Source organism: Stenotrophomonas sp. Marseille-Q4652 (genome assembly GCF_916618915.1).
Classification (GTDB): domain Bacteria; phylum Pseudomonadota; class Gammaproteobacteria; order Xanthomonadales; family Xanthomonadaceae; genus Stenotrophomonas.
Map to the genome: position 1 here is coordinate 1,467,685 of NZ_CAKAKE010000001.1, position 17,017 is coordinate 1,484,701.

Here is a 17,017-nt window from a genome sequence, read left to right on the forward strand (position 1 = left end):
AAGTTCCCTCAGGCCCGGCCGCTAACCACTGCGACAACCAGAAACCTGAGCCCATGCCAGTCATGTTGCAGGCCGTCACAGAAGACGACGAGGTAGCCCCCGCACTCCCGCAGCGTGTCCTGCTGGTGGAGAACTCGCGCACCTTCACGAACATGCTGCGTGAGGCGATCGAGCAGCGACTGGAACTGCCGGTCAGCGTGGCCTCCAGCCTGGCCGAAGCGGCCGAACTGCTGGACCGCGAGCAGGGCTGGTTCCTGGTGCTGACCGGACTGGTGCTGGCCGACGGGGCCCGCGACCAGGTGCTGGATTTCTTCGTTTCCCGCGGCCTGCCCACCGTGGTGGTCAGCGGCGTCTACGACGAGGACCTGCGCAAGCGTGCCCTGCAGCAGCAGGTCATCGACTACGTGCTGAAGAACACGCCCGGTAGCATCGACTACCTGGTGTGGCTGGTGCAGCGCATGGACCGCAACCGGCGCATCTCGGCGCTGGTGGTGGACGACTCGCCCTCGGCCCGCGCCCACGCCTCGGCGCTGCTGTCGCTGTATGGCTACAAGGTGATCCAGGCCGCCGACGGCCACGCCGGGCTCAAGGCGGTGGAAGCCAATCCCTCCATCCGCCTGGCCGTGGTCGACCAGGAGATGCCCGGCATGGAGGGCGTGGAATTCACCCGTCGCCTGCGCGCAATCCGCTCGCGGGACAAGGTCGCGGTGATCGGCATTTCCGGCAACAACGACGCCTCGCTGATCCCGCGCTTCCTCAAGAACGGTGCCAACGACTTCCTGCGCAAGCCCTACTCGCGCGAGGAGTTCTTCTGCCGCGTGTCGCAGAACGTGGACCAGCTCGAGCTGATCGGCACCCTGCAGGACCTCGCCACCCGCGACTTCCTGACCGGCCTGCCCAATCGCCGCAGCTTCCTGGAGCACAGCCAGCGCCTGCTGCCGCAGTTGCAGGCCAAGGGCCAACGGGTGGCGGTGGCGATGATCGACATCGACCACTTCAAGCACATCAACGACACCTACGGCCACGAGGGCGGTGACCAGGCCCTGCGTGCGGTGGCCGCGGTGGTCAATACCCACGCCCGGCCGCAGGACCTTTACGCCCGCTTCGGCGGCGAGGAGTTCTGCCTGATGGTGCCGGACATGGACGAGGCCGAGGTGGACCACTACTTCGAGCGCCTGCGCCGGGCCATCGCCGGGATCAGCGTCGAGCTGGACGGGCAGACCCTGCGCATGACCGCCAGCATCGGCGTCAGCTACCTGCCGGCGCAGGGCGATTCGCTGCACCACCTGATCACCGAGGCCGACCGCCAGCTCTACCTGGCCAAGGCCGGCGGCCGCAACCAGGTCAAGCGGCTGGAAGACCAGCAGGTCGCCTGAGGGCGGCCTGCGGCACCGGGCTCAGCCGCCGGCGCAGGTATCGAGCGCGGCCTGCCGCGACGTGCCACGCCGCTGGATCGCCAGCAACGCCAGCGCGGTGGCCACCGCCACCGCGCACAGGTAATAGCCCACCGCGGCCAGGCTGTAGTGCGAGGCCAGCCAGGTTGCCACGTACGGGGCCGGGGCCGCGCCGAGGATGCCGGCCAGGTTGAACGACAGCGACGCCCCGGTGTAGCGCACCTGCACCGGGTACAGGCTGGCCAGCATGGTCCCGCACGGGCCGTAGGTCAGGCCCATCAGGAACAGGCCCACGGCCAGGAACAGCATCACCTGCACCGCGTGGCCGGCCTGGAACATCGGCTGGAACAGCAGGCCGAAGGCGAAGATGCCCACCGTCGCCACGAGCATGGCCTTCACCGTGCCATGGCGGTCGCCATAGAGCGCGGCCAGCGGGATGCCGGCGGCAAAGAACAGGATCCCCACCATCTGCATCAGCAGGAAGTCCTCGCGGGTGTAACCCAGCTTTGCGGTGCCATGGCCGAGGGTGAACACCGTCATCAGGTAGAACAGCACGAAGGTGGCAAAGCCGGCCAGGGTGCCGACCACCACCGCGAAACCGTGGCGGCGCAGCACGTCGGCCATCGGCAGGCGCACGCGCTGGCCACTCTGCAGGGCGCGGCGGAAGTCCGGGGTCTCGTGGATGTTCAGACGCACCCACAGGCCGACGATCACCAGCAGCGCGCTGGCCAGGAACGGCACGCGCCAGCCCCAGGACAGGAACGCTGCGTCGTCCAGCACCCGGCCCAGCAGCAGGAACACGCTGGCCGAAAGCAGGAAGCCCAGCGGCGCACCCAGCTGCGGGAACATCCCGTACCAGGCGCGTTTTTCCGGCGGCGCGTTCTCTGTGGCCAGCAGCACGGCACCGCCCCATTCGCCGCCCAGACCCAGTCCCTGGCCGAAACGGCACAGCGCGAGCATCGCCGGTGCCAGCAGGCCGATGCTCGCGTGGGTCGGCAGCAGGCCGATCACCACGGTGGAGATGCCCATGGTCAACAGCGCCGCCACCAGGGTGGCCTTGCGGCCGATGCGGTCGCCGTAGTGGCCGAACACCGCCGAGCCCACCGGCCGCGCGATGAAGGCCACCGCGAACGTGGCCAGTGACTGCAGCAGCGCGGCGCTCTCGCTGCTGGCCGGGAAGAACAGCTTCGGGAACACCAGCACCGCGGCGGTGGCGTAGATGTAGAAGTCGTAGAACTCGATGGTGGTGCCGACCAGGCTGGCCAGCAGCACGCGGCTGGGCGAGTTGGCAGGCGACTGGCTGGGCTTGGCGGTCATCGACTCTGTTCGGCAGCGGGACCGGCCGATTCTGGCAGACCCGGGCGATGGCGTGACCGGTATTGCGCGCTCCCCCTGTTGTCAGCAAGCAGTCGGTCTTGGCCGGAGCCGAAGCGCTACCCTGCGGGGCCGTGTTTCGTGCGTCCAACGTGTCCTACCTCGGCCTGTTCCTTGCCGCCTTGCTTGCCGCCACCCTCCTCCCGGCCCAGTCCGAGACCGTACTGGTGGCGCTGCTGCTGGGCGGCCATCCGGCGTGGCTGCTGGTGGTCGTGGCCAGCGCCGGCAACATCCTCGGATCACTGGTGAACTGGTGGCTGGGGCGCGGCGTGGCCCACTACAGCGACCGGCGCTGGTTCCCGGTCAAGCCGGCGGCGCTGGAGCGGGCACGCGGCTGGTACACGCGCTACGGACGCTGGTCGCTGCTGCTGAGCTGGGCGCCAGTCATCGGCGATCCACTGACCCTGGCCGCCGGCGTGATGCGCGAACCGCTGCGCTGGTTCCTGCCGCTGGTGGCGCTGGCCAAGGCCGGTCGCTATCTGGTACTGGCCGCGGTGACCCTGCACTACGTCTGAGGTGGTTAACCGCGCTTCGACATCGATGAATCCTCCTGACGGCATACGGCCGGATTTCACAGGTGGCTCCAGCATCGCTGGCTAGCGTGGGCCTCCCGAAAGCTGTCCGCCGAAGGAGACGCCCATGCGCCACTCCCCGATCCGCACCGCCCTGCTCGCAGCGGCCCTTGCCGTCGCCACCACGGGCATTGCCCAGGCCCAGGACGCGCTGACGGCACCGAAGGTGCGCGCCCAGCTGGAAGCGCAGGGCTACACCAAGATCAAGGACGTGAAGTTCGATGACGGCCTGTGGGAGGCCGATGCCACCAGCGCCAACGGCAAGCGCGTCGACGTGCGGCTGGATCCGGCCACCGGCACCATCTATCCGGAAACGAGCGTGTCGCAGCTGAGCGAGGCCGACATCCGCGCCCAGCTCTCCGCCGCCGGCTACACCAGGGTCAAGGACGTCAAGTTCGATGATGGCCTGTGGAAGGCCGAGGCCACCGATGCGAACGGGCAGAAGCTCGAACTTCGCCTCGACCCGACCAACGGCAAGGTCATCGGTCGCACCCACGACTGACTTCTCCGTATCTACAGACACGCGCCGGCATTGCCGGCGCCTGTCGTTTCCGGGCTCCTGAACCGCCCGGGCTGCCGCTGGCCATCGTCCATGGCCTTGCGCCGGCCAAGATGCGACCATGGCCGGCCGGGCCGCGCTGCATCAGCGGGGCCGCCATGACGAGAACACGTGAAGACACCCCAGGGACTGCAGGCGCTGCTCGACGATGGCGTCATCGACGAAGTGCTGCGACCGCTCAAGAGCGGCAAGGAAGCGGCGGTCTACGTCGTGCGCAGCGGCGATGAGGTCCGTTGCGCGAAGGTCTACAAGGACATGGCGCAACGCAGTTTCCAGCAGCGCGTGCAGTATCAGGAAGGGCGCAAGGTGCGTGGCAGCCGCGAGTCGCGCGCCATCGCCAAGGCCAGCAAGTACGGCCGCAAGCAGCAGGAAACGGCCTGGAAGAACACCGAGGTCGACGCGCTGTACCAGCTGCGCGACGCCGGCGCGCGCGTGCCCGAGCCGTTCGGCTATTTCCACGGCGTGCTGGTGATGGAACTGGTCACCGATGCCGACGGCTACAGCGCACCGCGCCTGGGCGAGATCGAGCCGGGTGCCGGACAGGCTCGTGGGTACCACGCCGTGCTGGTGCAGCAGGTCAAGCTGATGCTCTGCTGCGGCCTGATCCACGGCGACCTGTCGCCGTACAACGTGCTGGTCGGCCCGGACGGCCCGGTGGTGATCGACTTCCCGCAGGTGGTCAGCGCCGCCGGCAACAACGCCGCCCGCGCCATGCTGCTGCGCGACGTCAACAACCTCACCGCCTACCTCGGCCGCTGGGCGCCGGAGCTGCTCGACACCTGGTACGGCGAGGAGATGTGGGAGCTGTTCGAGGCGGGCGACCTGCTGCCGGACACCGTGCTGACCGGCCGGTTCACGCCGGACGAGCGCCATGTCGACCTGGACAGCGTGCGCGATGCGATCAACGACGCCCGCGAACTGGCGCTGATCCGCGAACAGGGCCGCCAGGCCGCCGCCGAATTCGACGACGACTGAGCCGCGCTGCCAGCGCGCACCGGCGTGCTACCCATTCCCCGGAATCCGTTGTCAGTTGGCAGCGACCCGCCACCACTCCGTGCGCGCGCCCGCATCGTGGAAGCTCCACGCCACGAAGCGGCTCTGCTTGTTGCCCTGGGCCATCGGCACCTCGCGCACCTCGACCGCACCGACCTTCGCCAGTTGCCTGCGGATGTCCGGCAGGTGCTCGCTTCTGGCGACCAGGCTGCTGAACCACAGCACCTGCGTCTGCAGTTCGGCGCTCTCGCCGATCATCCGTCGCAGGAACGCGGCCTCGCCACCGGGGCACCACAGCTCGTTGGCCTGGCCGCCGAAGTTGAGCGTCAGGCCCTTGCCGCCGCGCGCAGGCGCGGACTTCGGATCGCCGCCCAGGTTGCGCAGCTTGCGCCGCGTGCCTTGCGCCGCCTCGGCCGCGGAGGTGTGGAACGGCGGATTGCACAGGGTCAGCGCAAAGTGCTCGCCCGGCTGCACCACCCCCTTGAACAGGCTGGCGGCCGCGTGCTGCTGGCGCAGCTCGATCATCTTCTGCAGGCTGTTCGCCTGCACCGTGGCTGTCGCGGCCTTCAGCGCCGCCGCATCGATATCGCTGCCGACAAAGCGCCAGCCGTACTCGGCGTGGCCAAGCAGCGGATAGATCACATTGGCGCCGGTGCCGACATCTAGCACGCGTACCGAGGCGCCGCGCGGGATCTCGCCACCGTTGTCCGCAGCCAACAGGTCGGCCAGGCCATGCAGGTAGTCGGCACGGCCGGGCACCGGCGGGCACAGGTAGCCGGCAGGGATATCCCAGGACGCGATGCCGTAGTCGGCGGCCAGCAGCGCGCGATTGAGCTCGCGCACCGCCTGCGGATTGCCGAAATCAATGCTCTCGCCGGCTGGGGTCCGCACCAGGTGAGGACGCAGTGAGGGATTGGTCGCGACCAGCCGCGCCAGGTCGTAGCGACCCTGGTGGCGGTTGCGTGGATGCAGGGGTGTCGGTGCCGGCAGGGTCTTGCGTGCCTGCGGCGGACGCGGCCCGGAGGGGGAGGATTTCATGGCGGAATTAGACGCCACCGTCGCGCGGTGGGCAAAGATTGTTCGGTCCTACCGTTTCACTGACCGGCTTCAGCAGGGAGTGCCCCAAAGTTGATGTAGGCACAGTCTCCGCGCATTACTGACGCCTTGGAGATGAAAACCGAATCACCTGCACGACTCAAGGTGTGGATGTACTCAAGCTTTCCTGACGTGGTCCTGAGAAAGGTATAGACCTCCGCGGTTTTACCCGGGTACACGACCAGTACTGAGAAGACATCCTCCCCACGATTGAGCGGAACCACGAGGGCGCCATCCTGGAGAGCGGAGACGATCTCGTTGCGGACATCAACAAACAGGACGTCATAGCCGCCGTCTGCCTGTCTGACCAGCTTGGTGATGCCGTTGGTAATCCTCTCATCCTCCCAACCACTGTCCTGGGCGGAAATGATGCCTTTTTCGGGGTAGTAGCCCTTTCCACTGGGGTTGGAGCAAGAGGCGATATCGGCTGCGCAAGCACCTGAGCTGAGCAGCGTCAGGAATAGAGCTGAGGCAAGTTTCATGATTTCCTTTTTTAGGTCTGCCAAGACCGCGCTTGAACTAAATCAACTTTCGGAACTTATCCCAGCGGTTCTACCGCGCAAGCATCCCCGCACGTCAGTCAGCCAGGTTGATCCACGTCGCCTTGACCTCGGTGTACTTGTCGAAGGCGTGCAGCGACTTGTCGCGGCCATTGCCGGATTGCTTGTAGCCGCCGAACGGCGCGGTCATGTCGCCGCCATCCCAGTAATTGACCCAGACGCTGCCGGCACGCAGGCCGCGCGCGACGCGGTGCGCACGGGACAGGTTGGCCGTCCACACCCCGGCGGCCAGGCCGTACTCGGTGTCGTTGGCGATGCGCAGCGCCTGCGCCTCGTCGTCGAACGGGATCACCGCCAGCACCGGGCCGAAGATCTCCTCGCGCGAGATCGTGTGCTCGGGCCGCACGTCGTTGAACACGGTCGGCTCGACATAGCAGCCACCTTCCACCGGCGAGATGCGCTTGCCGCCCAGGGCCAGCGTGGCGCCCTCGGCCTGGCCCCTGGCGATGTATTCGAGCACGCGCCTGGTCTGGGTTTCGTCTACCAGCGCGCCCATCGGCGCGCCGGGTTCGAGCGGATGGCGCGGCTGCATCTCCCTGCCGGCCTCGATCACGCGGGCGACGAACTCCTCGTGGATGGCCCGCTCCACCAGCAGGCGCGAGGCCGCGGTGCAGACCTCGCCTTGGTTGTAGAAGACACCCATCGCCGCGGCCTCGGCGGCCTTGCCCAGGTCCGGGGCATCGGCGAAGACGATGTTCGGGCTCTTGCCGCCACACTCCATGTAGGCGCGTTTCATGTTCGACAGGCCGGCGCACTGCAGCAGGCGCTTGCCCACCGCGGTCGATCCGGTGAACACCAGTCCGTCCACGTCCATGTGCAGGGCCAGCGGCTCGCCGGTGTCCTTGCCGGTGCCCGGCAGCACGTTGAACACGCCTTCGGGGACGCCGGCCTCGGCGACCAGTTCGGCCAGGCGCAACGCACTCAGGGGTGACTTCTCCGACGGCTTGAGCACCACCGAGTTGCCCATCGCCAGTGCCGGGGCAATCTTCCACGCGGCCATCAGCAGCGGAAAATTCCACGGCACGATGGCGGCGACCACGCCCAGCGGCTCGCGGGTAACCAGGCCCAGCTCGTCCTGTCCGGTCGGCGCGATCTCGCCATAGACCTTGTCCAGCGCCTCGGCGGTCCAGCCAAAGCAGCGGATGGTGGCGGCGATGTCGACGTTGCGGGCATCGTCGATCGGCTTGCCCATGTCCAGGGTTTCCAGCAGGGCCAGCTCGTCGGCGTGGCGCTCGATCAACGCGACCAGCTTCTGCAGGGTCTTCTTGCGGTGCACCGGCCGCGCCCGCGACCAGTGCCCGGCATCGAAGGCGCGCCGCGCCGCACGGACGGCGGCATCGACGTCGCGCTCGCCACAGGAGGCGACCTGGCCAAGCACGCGGCCGTCGATCGGGCTGGTGCAGTCGAAGGTGCGGCCATCGGCAGCATCGACATGGCGGCCATCGATCCAGGCTTTGGTGCGCAGCGACAGGCCGTCGGCCATCGCCTGCCAGTCGGCGCGGGTGCGGGGTGCGTTCATCGGCAAGGTCCGTGTGCGGGCATCGGTCGATGGTACCGCCGCGACCGTGACCACCACGCCGGCCGCCGATGCCTGCGGTAGAGTCAGGCGATCCGTCCCCAGGAGCCCACCATGCGCACCGACGCGTTACCCGAGGACTTTGGCCAGCACCCGGCCACGGCGATGCCGCCATCGCTGGACGCGTTCTGGATGCCCTTCACCGCCAACCGCCAGTTCAAGGCCGCACCGCGCCTGCTGGCCAGTGCGTCGGGCATGTACTACCGCGACGTGGAGGGCCGGCAGGTCCTCGATGGTGCCGCCGGCCTGTGGTGCTGCAACGCCGGCCACACCCGCGAGCGCATCGTGCAGGCGGTGCAGCACCAGGTCGCCACGCTGGATTTCGCGCCCAACTTCCAGATGAGCTCGCCCCTGCCGTTCGTGCTGGCCGAGCGGCTGGCGGCAATCGCGCCGGACGGGCTGGACCACGTGTTCTACGCCAACTCCGGCTCGGAGGCGGTGGACAGCGCGATGAAGATCGCCCTGGCCTGGCACCGCCTGCGTGGCGAGGGCCAGCGCACCCGTTTCATCGGCCGCGAGAAGGCCTACCACGGCGTCGGCTTCGGCGGCCTGTCGATTGGCGGCCTGCCCAACAACCGCAAGTGGTTCGGCCCGCTGCTGCCGGGCGTGGCGCACATGCGGCACACCCTGGACGTCGGCCGCAATGCCTTCAGCCGTGGCCTGCCCGTGCACGGGGTGGAACTGGCCGAGGACCTGGAGCGGCTGATCGCGCTCAACGACGCGTCCACCATCGCCGCGGTGTTCGTCGAGCCGATCTCCGGTTCGGCCGGCGTGATCCTTCCGCCCGAGGGCTACCTGCAGCGGGTGCGCGAGATCTGCGACCGCCACGGCATCCTGCTGGTGTTCGACGAGGTCATCACCGGCTTTGGCCGTGTCGGCAAGGCCTTTGCCGCGCAGCGCTTCGGCGTCACCCCGGACATGATCACCTGCGCCAAGGGGCTGACCAACGGCACCATCCCGATGGGCGCGGTGTTGCTGTCCAGCGCGATCCACGATGCCTTCATGCAGGGACCGCCGGCGGCGATCGACCTGTTCCACGGCTACACCTATTCCGGCCACCCGATGGCCTGCGCCGCTGCCCTGGCCACGCTGGACATCTACGCCGAGGAAAACCTGTTCGAGCGCGCGATCGAGCTCGAGGACTACTGGGCCGATGCGATCCACGCGCTCAGGGGCCTGCCCAACGTCATCGACATCCGCAACTTCGGCCTGATCGGCGCGGTCGAGTTCGCCCCGCGCGAGGGCGCGCCGGGCAGCCGTGGCTACGAGGTGTTCGAGCGCTGCTTCCGCGAGGGCGACCTGCTGGTGCGCGTCACCGGCGACACCATCGCGCTGTCGCCGCCGCTGATCATCGACAAGGCGCAGATCGACCGCATCTTCGATGTGCTCGCCAGGATGATCCGCGCCACCGCCTGACCTGCCCGCAGCTCCAGGAGAACGTCCATGCTTGTCGGCGTACCCACCGAGATCAAGAACCACGAGTACCGCGTCGGCCTGACCCCGGCCGGTGTGCGCGAACTCGCTTCCCATGGCCACCAGGTGCTGGTGCAGCGCGGTGCCGGCCAGGCCATCGGCCTGTCCGATGCCGACTACGAGGCGGCCGGCGCACAGCTGGCCGACGATGCGGCCACGGTGTTTGCGCGGGCGGAGATGATCGTCAAGGTCAAGGAACCGCAGCCGGCCGAGTGCGCGATGCTGCGGCCGGGCCAGGTGCTCTTCACCTACCTGCACCTGGCTCCGGATCCGGCGCAGGCCACCGCCCTGCTCGCCTCCGGCTGCACCGCCATCGCCTACGAGACGGTCACCGATGAACGCGGCGGGCTGCCGTTGCTTGCGCCGATGAGCGAGGTGGCCGGGCGGATGTCGATCCAGGCCGGCGCCCACGCGCTGCAGAAGGCGCAGGGCGGCTCGGGCATCCTGCTCGGCGGCGTGCCGGGCGTCGCCCCGGGCGAGGTGCTGGTGCTGGGCGGCGGCGTGGTCGGCATCAACGCCGCGCGCATGGCGCTGGGCCTGGGCGCTCGGGTGACGGTGCTGGACCGCTCGCTGGAACGGCTGCGCCAGCTCGACGAGCTCTACGGCCCGCAACTGTCCACGGTGTTCTCCACCCGTGACGCGATCGAGGCACGGCTGCCGCACGCCGACCTGGTGATCGGCGCGGTGCTGATCCCCGGCGCCGCCGCGCCCAAGCTGGTGTCACGCGCGCAGCTGGCGCTGATGCGCCCCGGCTCGGTGCTGGTGGACGTGGCCATCGACCAGGGCGGCTGCTTCGAGACCAGCCACCCCACCACCCACCAGGACCCGACCTACGAGGTCGACGGCATCGTCCACTACTGCGTGGCCAACATGCCCGGCGGCGTGGCCCGCACCTCCACCTTCGCCCTGACCCAGGCCACCCTGCCCCACGTGCTGGCCCTGGCCGACAAGGGCGCGCGCCAGGCGCTGCTGGACGACACCGGCCTGCGCAACGGCCTGAACGTCCATGCCGGCCGGCTGACCCACCGCGCGGTGGCGCAGGCACTGGGCCTCGACTACGCGAGGGCGGCCGAGGCACTGGGCTGAGCGCAACCGCCGGCCACGTTTGCCGATGAAGCCCGCCGGATGCGCGCTGATCGCGGCCGTCCGGAACAGCGGGGCGCGACTCACTACAATGCCGGCCCCCACGCAGCACCGGCACCGCAATGGACATTGTCGTCAACGAAGAACTCAAGGCCTACATCGATCCGCTGACCCCGGACGAGCATGAGGCGCTGGAGCGCAGCATCCTGGCCGAGGGCTGCCGCGACGCGCTGGTGCTGTGGGGCAACGTGCTGATCGACGGACACAACCGCTACGGCATCTGCAGCAAGCACGGCATCCCCTTCAACACCGTGCAGAACACCCGCTTCCAGTCGATGGAAGACGTGCACCTGTGGATGATCGAACAGCACCTGGGCCGCCGCAGCGTCTCCGACTTCCAGCGCGGCGTGCTGGCCTTGCGCAAGCGGGCGATCATCGAGGCCCGCCACCACGCCGAGCAGGAACAGCTGCGCCGCGAGAGCGAAGGCGAGGCGCCGGCCGAAACCGAGGACGCCGACAGCCCGCCGTGGGAGCCGGCGCCGAAGCTGAGCAAGGCCGACCTCGCCCGCCAGGCCAAGCTCAGCGCCAGCCAGGTGACGATGATCGAGAAGATCCACACCCAGGCCGCGCCAGAAGTGGTGGAAGCCGTGCGCAGTGGCGCGATCTCGATCAGCGCCGCCGCGGTGGTTGCCAGCCTGCCGGAAGAGGAACAGCGCGCGGCCGCACTGGCCGGCAAGGATGAGCTGAAGCAGGCCGCACGCCGCGCGCGCGAAGCGCGGCGCAAGCCCAGGGCGGCCGCGCAGGCAGAGGCCGGTACCGAGGCAAGCGAGCAGACACCGGCAGCCGCCGCCGGCCACGACTACAGCAGCGAACTGCAGGCCCTGCGCCAGCGCGTGTCGCTGCTGGAGGAAGAAAACGCCCACCTGCGCCGCCAGCTGGCCGCGCTGCAGGCCGGGCAGGAAGAACAGGTCGAAGTGGCCGAGGCCTGAGCCATTGCGCTTGTAGCGCCGCCACGGCGGCGTCTACCCTGCGCGCTGGCCGCAACGGAGGCGCGACATGGCATCGGCGACGCAGGAACTGGACGTGTTCGTCCGCGAGGCACTGCTTCGCGGCCACGGACGCGAGGAGATTGGCCAGGCGCTGGTCGCCGCCGGCTGGAGCCGCGAACAGGCCGACAGCGCGCTGGCCAGCTATGCCGACGTGACCTTCCCGATCCCGGTGCCACGGCCACGCGCCTCGCTGTCCGCGCGCGAGGCCTTCCTCTACCTGGTGATGTTCAGCGCCCTGTACTTCACCGCGTACAACCTGGGCAGCCTGCTATTCAAGCTGCTGGAACTGGCCCTGCCCGATCCGGCCGATCCGACCTACCGGCAGTTGCAGCTCGATCATTCGATGCGCTGGTCGATCGCCGCGGTGACCATCGCCTTCCCGGTGTTCGCCTGGGTCTCGCGGCTGGTCAGCCGTGAACTGGCGCGCCAGCCGATCAAGCGCCTGTCCCCGGTGCGACGCTGGCTGACCTACCTGACCCTGTTCCTGGCCTCGTGCATCCTGGTCGGTGACCTGACCACGCTGGTGTACAACCTGCTCGGTGGTGAACTGAGCCTGCGCTTTGTGCTCAAGTTACTGGTGGTCGGGGCCATCGCCGGGAGCATCTTTGGCTACTACCTGCACGACCTGCGCCGCGAGGAAACCGAAGCATGAGCCGCCCTGCCCCCGGCACCATGCTGATGTGGGCGGCCGGGCTGGTGATCGCCACTGCGGTGGTGGTGGGCATCCTCGCCACCGGCTCGCCGCGACAGCAGCGCCTGTTCCGGCTGGACGCCGTACGCACCAGCCACCTGGCCAGCCTGCAGCATGCCGTGCAGTCCTTCCACGAACGCCAGGGCCGCCTGCCTTCCAGCCTGGCCGAGGTCGACGCCCAGCCTGGCATCGGCCTGGAGCTGCTCGATCCCGGCGACCACCCGCCGTATCGCTATAGCGCCCTCGATGCCGACCGGTTCGAGCTGTGCGCGGTGTTCGACACCGACACCGCCGCGCGGCCACGACATCTACCGCCGGATGACGGCTGGGCACACGGCATCGGCGAACAGTGCTTTGCGCTGGATGCCCGCCCCCACGGCAGGCGCGCCGATGACAGCGCCATGATCGACGCCGACTAGACTGGCTGGCATGAGTGAATCCACCGGCCCTTCCGCCTCCCCGTCCGTCGATCCCCGCCGCGCCCAGTTGCGCCGCCTGCAGCTGATCGCGCTGGCCATGCTGCTGGCGATGGTCGCCGGCTTCGTACTCAGCCACGTATACGGGGAGCGCGGGATCTGGGCCTGGGTGGCCGCGTTCTGCGAGGCCGCCACGGTCGGTGCGCTGGCCGACTGGTTTGCGGTGGTGGCGCTGTTCCGCCATCCACTGGGCCTGCCGATCCCGCACACGGCCATCATTCCGCACAACAAGGCGCGCATCGCCGACAGCCTGGCGGTGTTCGTGCGTGACCATTTCCTCGAGCCGCAGGCACTGCTGGCGCGGTTGCAGGTATTCGATCCCGCCACCCGGCTGGGGCAATGGATCTCCGAGCCCGAGCAGGCCAGGAAGCTGGCCGGGCTGGCGCGCGGCTGGACCCTGCAGGCGCTGGACCTGCTCGACGAGACCGCCGTGCGCCGGGCGATCCAGGGCTTCGTGGTCGAGCAGCTGCGCAACTGGAACGCGGCGGGCACCGCCGGGGAGCTGCTGACCGCACTGACCGCCGACAACCGCCACCAGCGCGTGCTCGACGAAGGCCTGCGCCGCATTGCCGACTGGCTGGACGACGAATCGATCAAGCAGCGCGCCTCAGCGCTGATCGTGCGTTACATCCGCAAGGAGTGGCCGACCCTGGCCAGCACCGTGGACTGGGTCAAGCCGATCGACGAGATCGGCGACAGCCTGGCCGAGCGCCTGGCCAGCGCCGCGCTGGAGGAACTGCAGCAGGTGCTGTCCGAGCCGGAACACCCGCTGCGCCAGGACTATGCACGCTGGGTCGGCGAATACATCGAGCGCCTGCGCCACGACCCGGAGCTGGCAGTGCAGGTGGATGCGATCAAGCAGCGGATGATCGACCACCCCGCCGTGCAGGACTATGTCTCCAGCCTGTGGCGGCGCATCCACGACGCGCTGCGCGAGGACCTCGAACGCCCCGACTCGGCCCTGGCCGGGCACCTGGAACGCGGCCTTGTATCGCTGGGCAAGGCCCTGGGCCGCGACGCCGCACTGCGCGACGCGCTCAACCAGCACATGCTCAGCGGCGCGGAGCGACTGACCGTGCGCCTGCGCAGCAGCGTCACCGAACACATCTCGCAGACGGTCAAGGGCTGGGACGAGCGCAAGCTGGTCGAGCAGCTGGAACTGAGCGTGGGCCGCGACCTGCAGTACATCCGCTTCAACGGCACCCTGGTCGGCGGCCTGATCGGCCTGATCCTGCACGCGCTGACCGGCTGGCTCCGGTTCTAACCAGCCCCTGCCGCCGGGCGCTGCCGGTGCAGTAAGCTTCGCCGGATAAGGGAGGGATCCAATGAAATTCAAGCTCATGGTGCTTGCCACCTGCGCGCTGGCGGCCGAGGCCAGCGCCCAGCAGGTTTACAAGTGCGTCAACGGCCGTGAAACCATCTACCAGTCCCTGCCGTGTCCGAAGGAACAGGACACCGGCGTGACCCACAAGGTGGTGCGCGACCCGCGTCTGACCAGCGAGGAGCGCTACCGCAACGAGCTGATGCTGCGCCAGGCGCGTGCGCGCATGCAGGCCGAAGCCGGGCGTGGGCAGCCGAAGGTTCGCGGCACGGTGATCGATGCCGCGGCCGATCCGGATCGCTGCGAACAGGCGCGCTGGCGTCACGAGCTGGCTGAAACCTTTGCCCGTCCGGATACGCAGAGGCTGGAACGCGAAGCCAAGGAAGCCTGCCGGCCCTGAGCCGCGCCACGACCCCCCTATTCCCGATGCCCGGCGCCCAGCCGGGCATCGTCGTTACTGGGCGGCCACCGCCGCCCCACGACTCATGCCAACTGCGAGCGGTGCCTCAGGCGCCGGGTCGGCGCAGCTCCCAGGCACGGTGGATGCGCGGATTGCGCTCGAAGTCCGGGCCGATGGTCTGCGCGCTGATTTCGCGGCAGTCGGCGAATTCTGCGATCGCGTTCTCTTCCAGCCGGAAACGGCGGAAGTTGTTGGAGAAGTACAGCACGCCATCGGGCGTGAGCCGGGCCACGGCCGCACGCAACAGGCGCACGTGCTCCTTCTGGATGTCGAAGTCGTCGGCGCGCGCGGAATTGGAGAAGGTCGGCGGGTCGCAGAAGATCACGTCGTAGCGGTTCTTCTCGGCCTCCAGCCAGGTCACCGCGTCGGCCTGCACCAGCCGGTGCTGCACGCCGCCCTTGCCGTTGAAGGCCAGGTTGTCGGCGCACCACTGCAGATAGGTGCCGGACAGGTCCACGCTGGTGGTCGAATCGGCCCCGGCCACCGCCGCCTGCACGCTGGCCACGCCGGTGTAGCAGAACAGGTTGAGGAAGCGCTTGCCGCGCGCCTGCTGGGCCATGTGCCGGCGCAGCGGACGGTGGTCCAGGAACAGGCCGGTGTCCAGGTAGTCGAACAGGTTCACCCGCAGCAGCGCGTCGTTCTCGCGCACCACGATGAACTCGCCGCGCTGCTCGAAGCGGCCGTACTTGCTGCCACCCTTGCCGCGCTCGCGGGTCTTGAGCGCGACCTGCTCGGCCGGCACGCCGAACACCTCGCGCGCGGCGGCCAGCAGCTCGTTGCGGCGACGGCGCACGTCCACGTCCGGGATCGAGGCCGGCGCGGCATATTCCTGCACGTGCAGGAAGGTGCGGCCCTTGCCGCCGTCTTCCTGGTAGACGTCGATGGCCGCCGCGTACTCGGGCAGGTCGGCGTCATAGGCGCGGTAGCAGGTGATGTCCTCGCGGGCACGCCAGTTCTTGAACTTCTTCAGGTTCTTGCGCAGGCGGTTGGCCACCATCTGCGCGCCTTCGCTGAGCTCGCGCGGCTGCGCGTCCTCGCGCTGCGGCACCGCGATCGGGTCGCAGACGATCAGCGCGCATTCGATGGCGCCGTTGAACAGCTGGTAGGTCTTGCGCGCGCGCAGGCCGGTGGCAAAAGCCAGCTCACCACTGCCGCACAGGATGCTGGCCCGCCACTGCGGCACCGCGCGCTTGAGCGCATCACCGAGGCGGCGGTACAGCACCGCGTCGGCGGCCAGGCGCTCGTCGTAGGGCGGATTGCAGACCACGCAGCCGGTTTCCTGCGGCGGGACCTGCAGGTCGCCAACCTCGCGCACGCCGAACCAGATCGCCTCGGCGACGCCGGCCACCTCGGCGTTTTCCCTGGCCGCGCGGATCGCAAGCGGATCCAGATCGCTGCCGTGGATGACCTGCCTGAGCGCAGCGCGGCCAACGGCCTCGCGTTCGCGCGCCTCGGCCATCAGTGCCTTCCAGCCGTCACGGTCGAAACCCAGCCAGCGGCTGGGAGGGATGCTGCCGTGGCGCTGCAGGCCCGGGGCGACGTCGGCGGCCATCAGCGCGCCTTCGATCAGCAGCGTGCCGCTGCCGCACATCGGGTCGAGCAGGCCGCCGCCTTCGGAATGGATCTTCGGCCAGTTGGCGCGCAGCAGCACCGCCGCGGCCAGGTTCTCCTTCAGCGGCGCGTCGTTCTGCGCCATGCGCCAGCCGCGCCGGTGCATCGGGCCGCCACTGAGGTCGATGGAGATGGTGGCCTTGCCCTTGCGCAGCGACAGGTTGATGCGCACGTCCGGGAACTCGACGTTCACCGACGGCCGTTCCAGACCCTTGGCGCGCAGGCTGTCGACCACGCCGTCCTTGACCCGCTGCGCGGCAAAGCGCGCGTGGGTGATCTCGGTGCCCGACACATGGGCGTCCACCGACAGGGTCAGCTCCGGATCGATGTGCTGCTCCCACGGCATCGCCGCCACGCCCTGGTACAGCGAACCCTCGTCCGGGCAGTCGAACTCGGCCAGCGGCCACAGCACGCGGCTGGCCAGGCGCGACCACAGCACCACGCGCAGGGCATCGATCAGTTCGCCTTCGGCGTTGACGCCGGCGATGGTGGCGGTGGCCTTCGGCAGGCCGAGGGCCGACAGTTCGTCGGCCAGCAGGTATTCCAGGCCCTTGGCGCAGGAGACGAAGAATTTCACGGTATGGGTTTTCGCAGGTCGACGGATGCGGGACAGCCGGACCCATCAAGACGGACCAACGGCAGGTGACGATGCCCGGGCCAGCCGGGGTGGCCATTGTATCCGCAGCGCGGCGCCCGCCCCGTGCCCCGGACCGGGCCGATCAGGTGGCGA

16 protein-coding genes are annotated in these 17,017 nt (G+C 69.0%); 11 read left to right on the forward strand and 5 right to left on the reverse strand.

Features of this window, described 5'->3' with window-relative positions; genetic code table 11:
- Window positions 1–53 precede the first annotated feature (53 nt).
- Entirely contained in the window at window positions 54–1,376 is a 1,323-nt protein-coding gene (locus LG380_RS06880) for a diguanylate cyclase (RefSeq protein WP_225764167.1), read from the forward strand.
- A 21-nt stretch (window positions 1,377–1,397) separates the two neighbouring features.
- Here the strand turns inward: LG380_RS06880 and LG380_RS06885 are convergent, their stop codons facing one another.
- Complete coding sequence (locus tag LG380_RS06885; protein ID WP_225764170.1) at window positions 1,398–2,711, reverse strand: MFS transporter; 1,314 nt, start codon at window positions 2,709–2,711, stop codon at window positions 1,398–1,400.
- A gap of 149 nt (window positions 2,712–2,860) precedes the next feature.
- Between LG380_RS06885 and LG380_RS06890 the strand changes: the two genes are divergently transcribed.
- The 3 genes from LG380_RS06890 (at window position 2,861) to LG380_RS06900 (ending at window position 4,874) form a co-directional block, all read left to right on the forward strand.
- Window positions 2,861–3,283, forward strand: coding sequence for a YqaA family protein (locus LG380_RS06890; RefSeq protein WP_225766507.1), 423 nt, complete (start codon window positions 2,861–2,863; stop codon window positions 3,281–3,283).
- Window positions 3,284–3,407: 124 nt separating this feature from the next.
- Window positions 3,408–3,842 carry a PepSY domain-containing protein gene (locus LG380_RS06895; protein WP_225764171.1) on the forward strand — a complete coding sequence of 145 codons (435 nt, stop codon included), beginning with the start codon at window positions 3,408–3,410 and terminating at the stop codon, window positions 3,840–3,842.
- A gap of 168 nt (window positions 3,843–4,010) precedes the next feature.
- The gene (locus tag LG380_RS06900; RefSeq protein ID WP_225764172.1) at window positions 4,011–4,874 is read left to right on the forward strand and encodes a PA4780 family RIO1-like protein kinase; all 864 of its coding nucleotides are present in this window, start codon (window positions 4,011–4,013) and stop codon (window positions 4,872–4,874) included.
- Window positions 4,875–4,925: 51 nt separating this feature from the next.
- Here LG380_RS06900 and rlmF read toward each other — a convergent pair whose 3' ends face one another.
- The 3 genes from rlmF to LG380_RS06915 form a co-directional block, all read right to left on the reverse strand.
- Window positions 4,926–5,930, reverse strand: coding sequence for a 23S rRNA (adenine(1618)-N(6))-methyltransferase RlmF (gene rlmF / locus LG380_RS06905; protein WP_225764173.1), 1,005 nt, complete (start codon window positions 5,928–5,930; stop codon window positions 4,926–4,928).
- A 56-nt stretch (window positions 5,931–5,986) separates the two neighbouring features.
- Window positions 5,987–6,469, reverse strand: a complete 483-nt coding sequence (locus LG380_RS06910; RefSeq protein ID WP_225764174.1) for a hypothetical protein — start codon at window positions 6,467–6,469, stop codon at window positions 5,987–5,989.
- Between the two features lie 94 nt (window positions 6,470–6,563).
- Window positions 6,564–8,066: an aldehyde dehydrogenase gene (locus LG380_RS06915; protein WP_225764175.1), complete on the reverse strand. Its 1,503-nt coding sequence runs from the start codon at window positions 8,064–8,066 to the stop codon at window positions 6,564–6,566.
- A 162-nt stretch (window positions 8,067–8,228) separates the two neighbouring features.
- Between LG380_RS06915 and LG380_RS06920 the strand changes: the two genes are divergently transcribed.
- From LG380_RS06920 to LG380_RS06950, 7 genes are all read left to right on the forward strand, one after another.
- A complete protein-coding gene (locus LG380_RS06920) occupies window positions 8,229–9,539 on the forward strand; it encodes an aspartate aminotransferase family protein (RefSeq protein WP_225766509.1) in 1,311 nt (436 codons plus the stop codon).
- A 27-nt stretch (window positions 9,540–9,566) separates the two neighbouring features.
- Window positions 9,567–10,682 (forward strand): alanine dehydrogenase, encoded by a 1,116-nt coding sequence (ald, locus tag LG380_RS06925; RefSeq protein WP_225764176.1) that lies wholly within the window; start codon window positions 9,567–9,569, stop codon window positions 10,680–10,682.
- A gap of 119 nt (window positions 10,683–10,801) precedes the next feature.
- Entirely contained in the window at window positions 10,802–11,668 is an 867-nt protein-coding gene (locus LG380_RS06930; protein ID WP_225764178.1) for a plasmid replication/partition related protein, read from the forward strand.
- A 67-nt stretch (window positions 11,669–11,735) separates the two neighbouring features.
- Window positions 11,736–12,380: a DUF5671 domain-containing protein gene (locus tag LG380_RS06935; RefSeq protein ID WP_225764180.1), complete on the forward strand. Its 645-nt coding sequence runs from the start codon at window positions 11,736–11,738 to the stop codon at window positions 12,378–12,380.
- Entirely contained in the window at window positions 12,377–12,838 is a 462-nt protein-coding gene (locus tag LG380_RS06940; RefSeq protein ID WP_225764181.1) for a hypothetical protein, read from the forward strand. The genes LG380_RS06935 and LG380_RS06940 overlap by 4 nt, the downstream gene beginning before the upstream one ends.
- Before the next feature lie 10 nt (window positions 12,839–12,848).
- A complete protein-coding gene (locus LG380_RS06945; protein WP_225764182.1) occupies window positions 12,849–14,159 on the forward strand; it encodes a DUF445 family protein in 1,311 nt (436 codons plus the stop codon).
- 61 nt (window positions 14,160–14,220) lie between these two features.
- Window positions 14,221–14,616, forward strand: a complete 396-nt coding sequence (locus tag LG380_RS06950; RefSeq protein ID WP_225764183.1) for a DUF4124 domain-containing protein — start codon at window positions 14,221–14,223, stop codon at window positions 14,614–14,616.
- Window positions 14,617–14,722: 106 nt separating this feature from the next.
- On the opposite strand, the gene rlmKL is transcribed toward LG380_RS06950, so the two are convergent.
- Window positions 14,723–16,864: a bifunctional 23S rRNA (guanine(2069)-N(7))-methyltransferase RlmK/23S rRNA (guanine(2445)-N(2))-methyltransferase RlmL gene (gene rlmKL / locus LG380_RS06955; RefSeq protein ID WP_225764184.1), complete on the reverse strand. Its 2,142-nt coding sequence runs from the start codon at window positions 16,862–16,864 to the stop codon at window positions 14,723–14,725.
- Window positions 16,865–17,017: the final 153 nt, after the last annotated feature.

Bases quoted from the DNA above. Each gene is read 5' to 3' on its own strand.
- LG380_RS06880 (WP_225764167.1), top strand. From the start codon at position 54: ATGCCAGTCATGTTGCAGGCCGTCACAGAAGACGACGAGGTAGCCCCC.
- LG380_RS06885 (WP_225764170.1), bottom strand. From the start codon at position 2,711: ATGACCGCCAAGCCCAGCCAGTCGCCTGCCAACTCGCCCAGCCGCGTG.
- LG380_RS06895 (WP_225764171.1), top strand. From the start codon at position 3,408: ATGCGCCACTCCCCGATCCGCACCGCCCTGCTCGCAGCGGCCCTTGCC.
- rlmF (WP_225764173.1), bottom strand. From the start codon at position 5,930: ATGAAATCCTCCCCCTCCGGGCCGCGTCCGCCGCAGGCACGCAAGACC.
- LG380_RS06910 (WP_225764174.1), bottom strand. From the start codon at position 6,469: ATGAAACTTGCCTCAGCTCTATTCCTGACGCTGCTCAGCTCAGGTGCT.
- LG380_RS06915 (WP_225764175.1), bottom strand. From the start codon at position 8,066: ATGAACGCACCCCGCACCCGCGCCGACTGGCAGGCGATGGCCGACGGC.
- LG380_RS06920 (WP_225766509.1), top strand. From the start codon at position 8,229: ATGCCGCCATCGCTGGACGCGTTCTGGATGCCCTTCACCGCCAACCGC.
- ald (WP_225764176.1), top strand. From the start codon at position 9,567: ATGCTTGTCGGCGTACCCACCGAGATCAAGAACCACGAGTACCGCGTC.
- LG380_RS06930 (WP_225764178.1), top strand. From the start codon at position 10,802: ATGGACATTGTCGTCAACGAAGAACTCAAGGCCTACATCGATCCGCTG.
- LG380_RS06935 (WP_225764180.1), top strand. From the start codon at position 11,736: ATGGCATCGGCGACGCAGGAACTGGACGTGTTCGTCCGCGAGGCACTG.
- LG380_RS06940 (WP_225764181.1), top strand. From the start codon at position 12,377: ATGAGCCGCCCTGCCCCCGGCACCATGCTGATGTGGGCGGCCGGGCTG.
- LG380_RS06945 (WP_225764182.1), top strand. From the start codon at position 12,849: ATGAGTGAATCCACCGGCCCTTCCGCCTCCCCGTCCGTCGATCCCCGC.
- LG380_RS06950 (WP_225764183.1), top strand. From the start codon at position 14,221: ATGAAATTCAAGCTCATGGTGCTTGCCACCTGCGCGCTGGCGGCCGAG.